General features: G+C 57.4%; 11 protein-coding genes. 9 read left to right on the top strand and 2 right to left on the bottom strand.

Annotated features, from left to right (window positions below; genetic code table 11):
* The first annotated feature begins 5 nt into the window (after positions 1-5).
* The 9 genes from ACXAF3_RS02720 (at position 6) to ACXAF3_RS02680 (ending at position 8,704) form a co-directional block, all read left to right on the top strand.
* Complete coding sequence (locus ACXAF3_RS02720) at positions 6-419, top strand: hypothetical protein (RefSeq protein ID WP_475110737.1); 414 nt, start codon at positions 6-8, stop codon at positions 417-419.
* Between the two features lie 212 nt (positions 420-631).
* Positions 632-964 carry an Imm45 family immunity protein gene (imm45, locus tag ACXAF3_RS02715; protein ID WP_475110736.1) on the top strand — a complete coding sequence of 111 codons (333 nt, stop codon included), beginning with the start codon at positions 632-634 and terminating at the stop codon, positions 962-964.
* A gap of 1,644 nt (positions 965-2,608) precedes the next feature.
* Positions 2,609-2,890 carry a hypothetical protein gene (locus tag ACXAF3_RS02710; protein ID WP_475110735.1) on the top strand — a complete coding sequence of 94 codons (282 nt, stop codon included), beginning with the start codon at positions 2,609-2,611 and terminating at the stop codon, positions 2,888-2,890.
* A gap of 545 nt (positions 2,891-3,435) precedes the next feature.
* Positions 3,436-3,957 (top strand): DUF2244 domain-containing protein, encoded by a 522-nt coding sequence (locus tag ACXAF3_RS02705; RefSeq protein WP_475110734.1) that lies wholly within the window; start codon positions 3,436-3,438, stop codon positions 3,955-3,957.
* An 83-nt stretch (positions 3,958-4,040) separates the two neighbouring features.
* Positions 4,041-4,517, top strand: a complete 477-nt coding sequence (gene bcp, locus ACXAF3_RS02700) for a thioredoxin-dependent thiol peroxidase (protein WP_475110733.1) — start codon at positions 4,041-4,043, stop codon at positions 4,515-4,517.
* A 443-nt stretch (positions 4,518-4,960) separates the two neighbouring features.
* A complete protein-coding gene (locus tag ACXAF3_RS02695; RefSeq protein WP_091511814.1) occupies positions 4,961-5,407 on the top strand; it encodes a helix-turn-helix domain-containing protein in 447 nt (148 codons plus the stop codon).
* A gap of 99 nt (positions 5,408-5,506) precedes the next feature.
* Complete coding sequence (yajC, locus tag ACXAF3_RS02690; protein WP_475110732.1) at positions 5,507-5,839, top strand: preprotein translocase subunit YajC; 333 nt, start codon at positions 5,507-5,509, stop codon at positions 5,837-5,839.
* 85 nt (positions 5,840-5,924) lie between these two features.
* Complete coding sequence (locus ACXAF3_RS02685) at positions 5,925-6,935, top strand: D-cysteine desulfhydrase family protein (RefSeq protein WP_475110731.1); 1,011 nt, start codon at positions 5,925-5,927, stop codon at positions 6,933-6,935.
* Positions 6,936-7,045: 110 nt separating this feature from the next.
* Positions 7,046-8,704: an alanine/glycine:cation symporter family protein gene (locus ACXAF3_RS02680; RefSeq protein ID WP_475110730.1), complete on the top strand. Its 1,659-nt coding sequence runs from the start codon at positions 7,046-7,048 to the stop codon at positions 8,702-8,704.
* Positions 8,705-8,779: 75 nt separating this feature from the next.
* Here the strand turns inward: ACXAF3_RS02680 and ACXAF3_RS02675 are convergent, their stop codons facing one another.
* Together ACXAF3_RS02675 and ACXAF3_RS02670 are read right to left on the bottom strand one after the other, a co-directional pair.
* Positions 8,780-10,909 (bottom strand): M4 family metallopeptidase, encoded by a 2,130-nt coding sequence (locus ACXAF3_RS02675; RefSeq protein ID WP_475110729.1) that lies wholly within the window; start codon positions 10,907-10,909, stop codon positions 8,780-8,782.
* A 420-nt stretch (positions 10,910-11,329) separates the two neighbouring features.
* Positions 11,330-12,664, bottom strand: a complete 1,335-nt coding sequence (locus ACXAF3_RS02670; protein ID WP_475110728.1) for a glutamine synthetase family protein — start codon at positions 12,662-12,664, stop codon at positions 11,330-11,332.
* Between the last annotated feature and the right edge of the window lie 255 nt (positions 12,665-12,919).

Below are 12,919 nucleotides of genomic sequence, written 5' to 3'. Positions count from 1 at the left end.
CGATTATGAAAGTTGTTTGTAAAGTAAATAATCTAAACAGCCTTTCTGATGAAAGGCTGTTGGAGCGTTTAAGAAAATATATCTCTATGCCAGACGGAGAAATCGACCTTGAGGTTGGCAGGGAGTATACGGTTTATGGTGTGGTTTTTTGGGATAACAGCCCTTGGTATTACCTGTGTTCCGAAGAGTATGACGAGTATCCTAGGCCATTTGCCGCTGAGTTTTTTAATGTTTCAGATGATCGATTGTCATCGCATTGGATATTGTCGGCAGTGGATCAAGGTGAAGGAGAGATTGTATCCTCACTCGTTTTTGATGAGTGGGCGAAAGATCCTTCTTTCTATGAGCGACTCATAGAAGGTGATCCCGAGGCCGTAGAGCTCTTCGGGAAGTACCGGCAGCTTATGAACCAAGAATGAGTAAAGGGGAGAGATCTGTTTTTTGACGCCAAATTCCCATTTTGACCGAGTCAATCGAGAGTGTAAATAATTCTGCGTAACCGACCCTGCCAGTTGCTTGCTGGTAGCCGGCGAGTCGATCGCCGAACTCGATCATAAAGCGGTTTAGAGCCGGCTTCCAGTTACGGATCGGCATCGTCTGATAATTCTGGGCAGCATGACTTAAAGGTGAAATGATGAAATGGGTTCGATTAGTTGATAGCAAGGAAGAATACCTCCCCAGAGGGACAGTTTTTCGTCTTCCTGGAAAGTACCCATATGAAGGCGTTGTTGACTTCATGGTTTTTGATCCCGCACAAGAAGGTGAGGGTCAGGGCCTAATAGTGATTTCTGGGTATAAGGCCGGGTTGGTTTTGGTTGTACTGCCTAAGGAATCTGCTGGTGAAGGAAGTCGAACACTTAGTAGAAAATGGATTGTCGAAAATTGGAACCATTGGGTTTATCCAGAATGTGATGTATCTGATGTCATTGTTTGTTGCGGATATCCAGAGCCTGCTCTTCCATGAGACAAGGTGGGCGGGGATTAAGGGTCGCGGAAAAAATACTTTACCCCAAAAACAGGTTGTTGATTTTACATGGATTTTGTAAAAAGCGCGCTAACGAAGCCACGGAAAAATAAAATGGTTACGAGCTAGAGTTATGGAAAAATACCGCTGACGACCTTAGAGGCAGCGCCAGACGGCTATTCAAAAGGGTCACGGGGTCAGGCCTTACAATTTACATCGTTAGGGCACCGCATCCCTCGAAACTGCGGTGAGAAAATTCAACTTGCGGCGTCAGATTGCCACAGTGAAGATGACCATTGATCTACTTCAGTAAGCCTGAGAGATTGTTCATTAAAAAAGAATCTATTGCGTCCTGCAGAGGGCAGGGGCTATCTGTTAACAGGTAAGCCCCATCCCCTCTGCGGGCGTACCCGAAAAGCGCAAGAGAATAGATAGAGGTCAGCGGCGCCTGGTCCTGCGATCTCGAAATCCTCGCCGCCCGCGAGACCAGCCACAGCACCTACGATGAAAAGCAGCTACGGGTCAGCGCCGGGGACGCCCTCGAGGGCCTCGCCAACCCGGATGAACTGCTCAAGGTCGAGGATGGCCCGAGAAAACGAGAAAAGGGGACGGATCTATTTTTGACGCCGAATTCCAACTCTGACTGAATCTATCGATATTCTCAGCAAGCCTGAGAAGATGCTCATTAAGAAAGCAAATCTATTACGTCCCGCAGAGGGCAGGGCTTATCTGCTAACAGGTAAGCCCCCCCCTCTGCGGGCGTACCCGAAAAGCGCAAGAGAATAGATGGAGGACAGCAGCTGGTGGTGATTGGGAAGGAAGCTCAGGCGGTGGTTCGGATAGTGGGCCTGATAGTGACGGCCTCGCGGATTCGGCGGATGCATCGAAAACGTCTGACGGGGATACGCCGCAGACTCGGGTGGATGGGGGAGAAAAGGGGACGGATCTATTTTTGACGCCGAATTCCAACTCTGACTGAATCTATCGATATTCTCAGCAAGCCTGAGAAGATGTTCATTAAAAAAGCAAATCTATTACGTCCCGCAGAGGGCAGGGCTTATCTGCTAACAGGTAAGCCCCACCCCCTCTGCGGGCGTACCCGAAAAGCGCAAGAGAATAGATAGAGGACAGCAGCTGGTGGTGATTGGGAAGGAAGCTCAGGCGGTGGTTCGGATAGTGGGCCTGATAGTGACGGCCTCGCGGATTCGGCGGATGCATCGAAAACGCCTGACGGGGATACGCCGCAGACTCGGGTGGATGGGGAGTTTGATGCGCCTGAGAGGGAGGCCGTTTCTGAGACTGCTCCAAATGACGGTATTAAAAGTTTACTAGGAAGACCCAGAATTTCAACATTCCTTAAGAGACGTTGACTGCGTTGATTGCGATGACATCGCTCGGCAGCTCTATAAAGCCTCTGGGCATCAAGGCAGCATACTAGACCTAACTGTTCCTGGCGGAATTATTAAGATAAATGAGTTTGGTGAATTAGAAGAGTTCGTTGATCACAGAGTATTTTTTGATGGAGAAAATATCATTGACCCTAGGTTTTCAAATGACCCTATCCCAATAAATCAATATTTAGATGAGAGAGTTAAACCCTGGCTTGGTTGTCAAAGATGTTACTCCATAAACAAGGAGAGTTGAATGGTTTCTGAACTGAAGCGGCTTCAGAAGATTTTAAACGCTAAGGGATACTGCCCGAAAAAGGGGTATAGGAGAGATGTTCCTATATATGAACTAGTTTGTTATGTGAACAACATTACTGGGTGTTACATATCTGGGAATCTAAATCCGATAAAAATTTTTATAGAAAGAGCTAGGCTGTACATGGAGGAAAACGCTAACGATGAGAACAATAAAGATTATTTTGATTTGGTGGAAAAATATTTGACATTAATGGAAGATCATATAAACCTCTCTATTTAGTGTCCGCCCATAAACGGCTAAGGTTCTGATAATAAAGGGAAAAGAGGGTCACGGGGTCGGGGTCACGGGGTCAGGCCTTACGGAATAAAAAGAATTAAAGGGGAAGAATTAAAGGGGACGGATCTATTTTTGACGCAAAATTCCCATTTTGACCGAGTCAATCAATATTCTCAGAAAGCCTGAGATGGTGTTCATTAAAAATACGAATCTGAAACGTCTTGCAGGGGGGTGGGGAGCCAAGTACTCTCAATCCCTCTGCGGACGCACCCGACAAGCGCAAGAGAGTAAATAGAGACCAGCAGCTGGTCCGAGGACTCCCCCCTGTGTCAGCCAAATAGCCTCATAGGCTGATGTACTTCTCCAGACGATCCGGGAAGTGAATCGCCAGCTATGACAGCATCAGACACAACATCTGAGCCGGTAAATAGCGGCTGCCGCTGGCGGGTATTGTGTCAGCGGGGCGCTGGGGTGGCCAGCAGAATCGTATCGGGAAGCTCCATGCCCGATGCTACACTTGGGGGGAGTGCAGTATCCGGACTACCCCTATGGTCACCCAAGTCGGCCGCACCTCGTCCCGCAGCGCCTGTATCCTGCTCGCCCCCAACCAGTCCCTGTCCCTGTCCGGCAATCTATGGGTGTTCATCTCCCTGGTGGCCGTATCACTGGGAATCAGTCTCGCCTTTGCCCTGGCCGGTGCCTGGATGATACTGCCGTTTGCCGGCCTGGAACTGCTATTGCTGGCGGTGTTGTTCGGCTATGTGTATATGGAGGGGACCCGGCGGGAGGTGATCCGCATCAGCGGCGAGCGGGTGGTACTGGATTGCTGCAAGGGGCACCGGCAGCAGAGCGTGTATCACCGGGAGTTCGCGCGGGACAGCCTGGCGGTGCTGGTACGTATGGGGGGCAGCGCGACTGAACCGGCCTCTGTGAGTTTCAGCGGCCCGGAGGGTTGCCTGGAAGTCGGGGACTTCCTGACCGATGCCGAGCGGGCAGAGCTGGTGCAGAAACTCAACCAGTGCGGTATCTGTGCCCGAAGGGAGAGGGGCTATCGACTGCAGGAGTTTTAACTTTGGCTATTAGACCCACTCCGATCCCATACTTTTCGCTATAATCCCCAGCCAGTTTTCAGACCAGCTCAACGGGGACTCCTATGGCTTTTCCGAAGATCGGCAACCTGGCACCGGCCTTTACTCTGACCAACCAGAATGGCGACAAGGTGTCGCTGAAGGACTTTCGCGACAAGCGCAATGTCGTGCTCTACTTCTATCCCAAGGCGCTGACGCCGGGATGCACCACCCAGGCCTGTGGCATTCGCGACAGCGCGGAGGAATTCGCCAAGCTGGATACCGTGGTGTTGGGGGTCAGTCCGGACCCTGAGGCCAAGCTGCAGAAGTTTATCGATAAGCACGAGCTCAACTTTGACCTGCTTTCCGACGAGGACCACAAGATCGCCGATAAGTACGGCTGCTGGGGGCTGAAGAAGTTTATGGGCAGGGAATATATGGGGCTGCTGCGTACCACCTTTATCATCGACAAGAGCGGCCGCCTGCGCCATATCATCGACAAGGTGAAGACCAAGACCCACCACGACGACGTACTGAACTGGGTAGCCGACAACCTGAACTGATCGCCGCTACCTCGGGCGCCGCTCGGGCGGGCATAGCGCTCCCCGGCGCCCAGCCCCGTCAAATGTCGCCCCCGTCGACAGTGTGGTTTTACCGGAACCGGTACTCCGGTGCCTGTTTGGCGCCTGACTGTCCTATTGTGACGCGGTCTAAAAAAAATCGCTGTCGCCCCTTGCATTCTCAATTCTTGGTCTATACTGGCTGATGTGAAGGAAAGGTGCGCCGGCGCGAGCTTTGGTTCCCTGGGGGATCTGGTCGGTGCAAACAGTTCAGAAAATGTACAGCTCTGTGAAGGATTCGATGTCGGTTTCAGGTGTGTCCCGGCACCCGGGTAGTAGCCCGCTCTAGTAGGCAGTTGTATTGGGCAGGTTGAGGTAATAGGGATTCGCAGGAAGCGGACAAAGAAAAATAACTGCGGCTCACGGAACTAAAAAGGAGCAGCTCGATGAATCATATTCAGCCCGACCAGACTTCGCTCTCAGAAGACAAGCCACTCCAGCAGGCCAGGTTATCCGGTGACCCGAATATTCTTGACCAGCTGCTGGCACCGCCGGAAGCGACCAGCTTCGGCATTGCCGCACGGGTGATCGATGTCCTGGAGCAGCGTATCGGTAAGGCATCCCTGGCCATCCGCCCGGTGGCCTCCGATCTCAGTATGTCCACCCGCACTCTGCAGCGGCGCCTGCAGGAGCACAATCTCAGCTTTGCCTCACTGCGCGACCATGTGCGTTTCCGTCACGCGGTGCACTTCCTGAAAGATACGGCACTCAGTGTGGACGGCATTTCGCGGATCCTGGATTTCTCCGACAGAACCAGCTTCACCAGTGCCTTCAAGCGCTGGACGGGAATGTCGCCGACCGGTTACCGCCGCCAGGTGCGCCAGCGCTTCTGATCGATTCGGCCGGCTCCCCGCGGGCCGGTCCGTTGCCTCGGCAGGGCAAACCCGTTAGAGTTGGGCGCAATTTGATTGGCTGACTCTTTGAGGATTTGCATGAGCTTTTTTATTCCCTCTGCCGTGGCGCAACAGACAGCTCCAGCCCCCCAGGGTAACCCGATGGTAACCCTGCTGATGTTTGCGGGCCTGTTTGCGTTTATGTGGTTCTTTATCATCCGGCCGCAACGCAAACGCCAGAAGGAGCACCAGGAACTGGTCAGTTCGCTGAAGAAGGGCGATGAGGTCGTTATGACCAGCGGCATGCTGGGCCGTATCGACAAGGTGGACGACGATTACATAGTGCTGGAAGTTGCCGACAATATGTCGCTCAAGTTCCAGAAGGTGGCCGTTCACGCGATACTGCCGAAGGGCACTATCAAGAAGATCTGAAGTCGCAGCGCTTCTGGTCAGGAAAAACCCGGCATCTGCCGGGTTTTTTGTATCGGAGAAGCTGGATCGGCACAGGGAGGCGACCATGGACCTTTCCTATCCAACGCGGGTGAGGCTGGCCCGGCTGCCGACGCCGCTGCAGCCCTTGGACCGCATCACGGAGAAGTTCTCCACGCCCCACGGCGGGCCGCGCATCTGGGTCAAGCGGGACGACCTGACCGAGACAGCTATGTCCGGCAACAAGCTGCGCAAGCTGGAGTTCGTCGCAGGTGAGGCTCGTGCCCGGGGTTGCGACACGCTGATTACCTGCGGCGGGGTGCAGTCCAATCACTGCCGCACCACGGCGCTGGTGGGCGCCCGCCTGGGGATGAGAGTACAGCTGATACTGCGCGGCGAGCCGGACGCTGTTCCCGACGGCAACCTCCTGGTGGACCAGATCGCCGGGGCCTCGATGGCGTTCTACCCGGCGCGCCAGTATTTCGAAGAGCTCCCCGCGCTCTTCGCCCACTGGCGGAAATTCTATGCCGAACGCGGCCACAGGGCTCTCTGTATTCCCACTGGAGCCAGCGACGGGCTGGGTATCTGGGGCTATATCGCCGGAGCCGAGGAGCTGCTCGCGGATTGCCGCGAGCGGGGCTTCGAGCCGGAGCATATCGTCTGTGCGACCGGCAGCGGCGGGACCCAGGCCGGACTGACGCTCGGCTGCCAGTTGCTCGAGTCCGCTGCGCAGGTCACGGGCTATGCGGTGTGCGATAGCGAAGACTACTTTCAGCGCAAGGTGCGCGAGGATGTCCGCCGCTGGGCGGGCCTGAGTGGCAACGCCGTCGATGAAAACGCACTCAACGTGCGGGTCAATGCGAATTATATAGGGCCGGGTTACGCAGAGGCAGAGGAGCCCGTGTACCGCGCCATCGCCGAAGCCGCGAATCTGGAGGGACTGTTGTTGGACCCCGTCTATACCGGAAAGGCTTTCTACGGCTTGTTGCAGGAATTGCACCAAGGCAGTTACCGGGATTGCCGGAACCTGGTGTTTCTGCACACCGGAGGTCAGTTCGGCCTGTTTCCACACCGGGAAAAGTTCCCTTTTCTTTTGTGAAAGGGGCTATTACTGTTCTACTGTTATGGAAGCTGCTAACCTGCGCAGCAAATTACAGCTGTAACTGTATAGAAAACAATCAGAAATAATTCAGAGTAGTGGGGGTTAGTTTGGAATCCTTTAATCAACTGCTGTTGTCGCTGGACGGCATGCTCGGTTCGGCACCCTGGTTTCCCTGGGTGCTGCTGGGTGTGGGCTTTTTCTTCACCCTTTACCTGGGTTTTCCGCAGATCCGCTATTTCGGGCATGCGATCAAAATCGTTCAGGGCAAGTACGACAAGCCCGGCGATCCTGGTGACACCTCCCACTTCCAGGCGCTCTCCACCGCACTGTCCGGCACTGTCGGTACCGGCAATATCGGCGGGGTGGGGCTGGCCATCTTCCTCGGCGGGCCGGCGGCGCTCTTCTGGATGTGGATGACCGCCTTCCTGGGTATGACGACCAAGTTCGTCGAGGTAACCCTCTCGCACAAGTACCGCATCAAGGCCGCCGATGGCTACTACGCGGGCGGCCCCATGTTCTATATGGAGCGGCGCCTGAACATGAAATGGCTGGCGGTACTCTTCGCGGTCGCCACCGTAATCAGCTCCTTCGGTACCGGCAGCCTGCCGCAGGTGAACAATATCGCCCAGGCGATGTACGACACCTTCGGCCTGAACAAGGCACTGACCGGCGGTATCCTGGCGATACTGCTGGGTATGGTGATCATCGGCGGTATCACCCGGATCGCCAAGGTGACCTCCACGATAGTGCCGGTGATGGCGGTGCTGTATATCATCGGCGCGCTGGCGGTAATCATCTATAACTACCAGAACATCATTCCGTCCTTCCTCGCCGTCTTTGAAGACGCCTTCACCGGCAGTGCCGCCGCCGGCGGTTTCCTCGGTGCCACCTTCGCCTACGCCTTCAACCGCGGCGTCAACCGGGGTCTTTTCTCCAACGAAGCGGGGCAGGGCTCAGCGCCGATTGCGCACGCCGCGGCGCGCGCGGACGAACCGGTTTCCGAGGGTATGGTGTCCCTGCTGGAGCCGTTTATCGATACCATCATCATCTGTACCCTGACCGGCCTGGTGATCCTGTCTTCCGGGGTCTGGACAGAAAAGCACATGAACAAGTTCGAGCGCGCCGACATGATCGCCGTGGCCGGCAGCTACAGCGACGAGAATCCGGAAGACGTGCAGGAACTGTTCAACTTCCTGAGCGGCGGCAAGAGCGACGTTAAGCCCTACAACGGCTCCGTGGTTGTGGCGGACGGCCACGCACTGAACCAGAAGGAGTTCACCCTGATCCACGCGCGCTCGGTGGCGGAGGATCTCGAATTCCGCGTCGGCGATGACGCCTTCAGCGGTGTGCTGACGGTGGTGGACGGCAGTTTTGCCAATCCGAACGTGGATATTTGGGGCAACTCTCTGGTGCATTCGGTGGCCCTGACCAACAAGGCCTTCCAGCGCGGCTTCTTCGGCGAGTACGGCAGCCTGATCGTCACGCTGGGGATACTGCTATTCGCTTTCTCCACGGCCATCGCCTGGTCCTACTACGGCGACCGCTCAATGATCTACCTGTTCGGGCCCAGGGCGGTCATGCCTTACCGCCTGGTCTATGTGGTGGCTTTTTTCTGGGCCGCGATCGAGGACACCACGATTATCTGGAACCTGTCGGCGGTGGCCATTGTGATCATGACACTGCCCAACCTGTTTGGCATCACCGTGCTGGCGAAGGAGATGAAAGACACGGTGAAGGAGTACTGGCGGGATCCGAGCCATAAGTAAAATCGCGGGTATCCTGGAAGCGAAAAGGGGCAGCCGGTCGGCTGCCCCTTTTTATTTGTCGCTTTCTGGCACCAATCACGGATTGGCCTGGGCCTCCAGCGTTACGCCCGAATAGGAGGAGTAACCGCGGATGCTGATATACCAGGTACCGGACTGGGGGCTGCTGAAGCTGCAGCTCTCGTCATTGCCCCAGCGATAGGGGCGGCAGTCCCAGCTGCCGGTGGTGGGCTGGGCGCCGTGGCGTACATAGAGGTCGCCGTCGCCACTGCCGCCGGACATCTGCACCTCCAGGGACGACATGCCGGAGGACACGTCCAGGGTGAAGTGCTGCCAGGAGCCCTCACCGCCGGACAGGTCGGTCTCCACCCAGCCGTCGCCGCTGCCTCCGCCGTCTTCATCGAAGCTGCCCACCAGGCTGACGCCCGAGAAGCTGCTGTAGGCGCGCACCATCACATAGTAGGTACCGGCCTGGACGTTGGAGATGTCACAGGTCTCGTTGTTGCCGCTGCGGTAGGGGCGGCAGTCGTAGCTGGAAGTGGTGGGCGCAGACCCGAAGCGCACATAGAGATCCGCGTCTCCGCTGCCGCCGGAAATCTGGAAGCTCAGATTGCTGGCGCCGGCGGGCACCTCGAGGGTGTAGTGGATTTCATCGCCGGTGCTGCCGGAGAGGCCCGTCTCCGCCACGCCGTTCTGCAACTCGCCACCGCCGGGATTGCCACTGCCGCCACAGCTGGCCGTGGAAACCCCCACCGTGTCGAAGGCCGAGGTGACGGCGGCCAGGTCGTACTCCAGGTCCTGCGCGGCCGACACTGCGCCGCAGGCGCCGTCGACAAAGTCCGAGGTCGCGTTCCAGTACATCTGGTTGGCGAGCACGAAGATATCGAAGGCCTTGCGGGTGTCCCAACCGGTGGTGTTGGCGATCAGGTAGAAGGCGCGGTTGAAAACGCCGGAGCTGTAGTGCACGTCCATGCCGGAGTAGTAATCCGAGGCGTGACCGATGGACTTACCGTCGCGGGTCGGGTCGTCCATATAGCGCAGCGCGCCGCTGGCCTTGTAGATATCCGCACCCACCAGCCAGTCGTTGCTGCCGCGCATATAGAACTCCGCGGCCTCGCCGGCCATGTCGGAGAAGGCCTCGTTGATACCGCCGGACTGGGCGGAGTACTGCAGATTGGAGTTCTGCTCGGTGAAGCCGTGGCTGACCTCGTGGGCGGACACGTCGAGGCTGACCAGCGGGTGGAAGGTGCTGCCGCCGTCGCCGAAGGTCATCTGGCTGCCGTCCCAGAAGGCGTTCTCGTAGTTGTTGCTGTAGTGCACACGCATGCGCAGCTTCTGGGTCAGCGGCGCGGTGTTGTACCAGTCGTTGTACATGTTGAAGACGACATTGCCGAAGAAGTGGGCATCGTTCAGCGGTGAATAGGCGCCATTGATCGCCTTGTAGTCGTTGTGTGGGCAGGTGAACTGGAAGATGCTGCCGCCGCTGGTGGCGTGATTCATGTTCACCGTTTCCACGTTGGCGGTGTCCATGCGGCAGCTGCCGTCCACCTGCATCGGCGGGAAGTCGGTGCCGTATTCGTAGCGGCCGGTCTTCTGGTTGCCGCCGGGGCCGGTGGCGTCCTGGTGGGCCAAGCCGTCCCAGTGCTCCAGCACCTCGCCGGTCAGTGCGTCGATAAAGTAGAAGGGGCGGGACGGCTCATCGCCGTACTCGACCCAGCTGACAAGGTAGGCGAGGCGCGCGCGGTCCTGGTCATCCACGTGAATGAAGAGCTGCTGGCGCTGGTTCTTTGCCGCCAGTTTCAGTGCCGGCAGCGAGAGGGCGCCCCGGATCAGCCCCTGCTGGGCGCGCTGGTTGATCAGGTGGTTCATAGCCCTGTCGAGCGCGTTGTCGGCCTTGATGGCGGCGCGGATCGAGGGCACCTCCAGGCTCAGCCCGGTCAGTACATCGCCTTCCACTTCGGCGCTGACTCCCTGGCCGCGGCTGGTGACTGTCTGACCCCAGACCGGAATACCCTGGTGGGTTTGCCGGTAGCGGGTGACCGTCTTGCCATTGGGGAGGGTGCGCGAGCGCACCTGTTCCAGCGCGACGTCCGAACCCGCGACGGCGGCGAGCGCCTGCGGGGACAGCATATCCGGGGTTGCCGGAACTCTGTCCGCCGCCTGGGCGCCGACCGCCACAGCCAATGTGATTGCGACTAGATGCTTCATTGCTAGCTTTCCTTATTGCTTTTATGTTGAAAGCGACCGTGTATCGGCGAGGGATCGCCTCGCCACGGGAGCGATGCAGAGACGCTGCCCGTGTCGATACAGGCCGGTGTCGTAGAGTGGTCAGACTGCAGAAGATGGCCGGGCGCCCGGGAGGGGCCGTGGATACGGATTGGGCGCGCCGCTTTCTCAAACCGGGTGTCCGGGGTGCCGGACGGAATTTAGAGTAGCCTCTGTACTCGGCCAGGCAATAAAGCGATGATGGAAATGCTGCGTGTTGAAAATCTTTTGATTATGTTTGCGCAGCTGATCACAAGACGGGGATGAATATCCTATCCAGTGGTTGTGGCGAATTTGTTGTGCCGGGGGCTTCCGGGCACAAAAAAGCCCCGGTCGCGGGGCTTTCGTGGCTCGGGGAGTGGTTTACACATTCAACAGCAGGTATTCCCTCTCCCAGGAGCTGATCACCCGGTTGAACTCCTCGTACTCGTCGCGCTTGATCGCGCTCCAGGCGCGCACGAATTTCTCCCCGAACATCTCCGCCGCCTCTTCGCATTCCAGCAGCAGGCTGAGCGCGTGCTCCTGGGTGCGGGGCAGGGTGATCGGTTCCATGGAGCAGTCGCCCCGGTAGGGCTCGCTCGGTTCTACCCGGTTGATCATGCCGAGGTAACCGCAGGCCAGTGATGCCGCAATCGCCAGGTACGGGTTGCAGTCGGCACCCGGGAAGCGGTTTTCGAGACGCTTGGCCTGGGGGGAACTGTCCGGCACACGCAGGCCGGTGGTGCGGTTGTCGTAACCCCAGTGCAGGCTGGTGGGTGCGGCCATCTCCGGCGTAAAGCGGCGGTAGGAATTCACGTTCGGGGCGAAGAAGCTGATAAAGCCCGGCGTGTATTTCTGCATGCCGCCGATAAAGTGCATAAAGGTTTCGTTTTCCTTGCCGTCGTCATCCACGAAGATGTTCTTGCCGGTCTCGGCGTCGACGATACTCTGGTGGATATGCAGTGCACTGCCGGGTTCGTCCTCCATCGGCTTGGCCATAAAGGTGGCGTAGATGCCGTGGCGCAGCGCCGTTTCGCGCACCGTGCGCTTGAAGGTAAACACCTGGTCCGCCAGCTTGAGCGGATCGCCGTGCAGGAAGTTGATCTCCATCTGCGCGGTGCCGGACTCGTGAATCAGCGTGTCCACGTCCAGCCCCTGGGCCTCGGAGAAGTCGTACATGTCCTCGATGATCGGCTCGTACTCGTTGGCCGCGTCGATACTGTAGGATTGGCGGGTTTTCTCGGTGCGCCCGGAACGGCCCACCGGGGCCTGCAGTTTCTCATCCGGGTCCAGGTTGCGCTTGACCAGGTAGAATTCCACTTCCGGCGCGACGATCGGCTGCCAGCCCTTGGCCGCATATTTGTCCAGCACGAATTTGAGGATGTTGCGGGTGCTGATCGGGTGCGGCTTGCCGTCGCGGGTGTAGCAGTCGTGAATGATCTGCGCCGTGGGCTCGTTGGCCCAGGGGTTCAGGCGAATGGAGTCGGGGTCCGGCACCAGCAGCATATCCGTATCGGCCGGATCCACGAGTTCGTTGTGTTCGTCGACGTAATCGCCGGTGACCGTCTGCACCAGGATGCTTTCCGGCAGGCGGCTGTCTTCGGTCAGGAATTTGTCCGTCGGGGTAAACTTGCCCCGCGCATTGCCGGACATATCGGGCACCAGACACTCCACCTCTGAAATATCGTGATCTGCGAGCCACTGTGTAATCTTGTCCATTTTGCACCTTGATCAAAAAAGATCTCGCCCCTTGTGGGCTGCATTAGTATACGCCCAGAGCCGCTGGCGGCGCCCCGGACAGGTCGGGCGCGCGAAGCCCGGCGGCGCAGGGCTGAGACGCGGGCGAGGGGATTTCTCGCTCGCGGGCTTTGATTATGGCAATAAACCGAATTATTATTCAATATAAATTGAATGATTGTTCGGTTTTGGATCACCCAAAGGCCGTACAAAAGGACTCTGCTAGGAGACGCAAGC

Source organism: Microbulbifer sp. ABF4_143 (genome assembly GCF_056160225.1).
Note: the sequence above shows the minus strand (reverse complement) of the source record. Positions and strands in the feature narration are given on the sequence as shown.

What these genes read in the sequence shown, in the direction of transcription:
- bcp (WP_475110733.1), top strand. Translation starts at nt 4,041, where the DNA reads ATGGCTTTTCCGAAGATCGGCAACCTGGCACCGGCCTTTACTCTGACC.
- ACXAF3_RS02705 (WP_475110734.1), top strand. Translation starts at nt 3,436, where the DNA reads ATGGTCACCCAAGTCGGCCGCACCTCGTCCCGCAGCGCCTGTATCCTG.
- ACXAF3_RS02720 (WP_475110737.1), top strand. Translation starts at nt 6, where the DNA reads ATGAAAGTTGTTTGTAAAGTAAATAATCTAAACAGCCTTTCTGATGAA.
- ACXAF3_RS02670 (WP_475110728.1), bottom strand. Translation starts at nt 12,664, where the DNA reads ATGGACAAGATTACACAGTGGCTCGCAGATCACGATATTTCAGAGGTG.
- imm45 (WP_475110736.1), top strand. Translation starts at nt 632, where the DNA reads ATGATGAAATGGGTTCGATTAGTTGATAGCAAGGAAGAATACCTCCCC.
- ACXAF3_RS02685 (WP_475110731.1), top strand. Translation starts at nt 5,925, where the DNA reads ATGGACCTTTCCTATCCAACGCGGGTGAGGCTGGCCCGGCTGCCGACG.
- yajC (WP_475110732.1), top strand. Translation starts at nt 5,507, where the DNA reads ATGAGCTTTTTTATTCCCTCTGCCGTGGCGCAACAGACAGCTCCAGCC.
- ACXAF3_RS02675 (WP_475110729.1), bottom strand. Translation starts at nt 10,909, where the DNA reads ATGAAGCATCTAGTCGCAATCACATTGGCTGTGGCGGTCGGCGCCCAG.
- ACXAF3_RS02695 (WP_091511814.1), top strand. Translation starts at nt 4,961, where the DNA reads ATGAATCATATTCAGCCCGACCAGACTTCGCTCTCAGAAGACAAGCCA.
- ACXAF3_RS02710 (WP_475110735.1), top strand. Translation starts at nt 2,609, where the DNA reads ATGGTTTCTGAACTGAAGCGGCTTCAGAAGATTTTAAACGCTAAGGGA.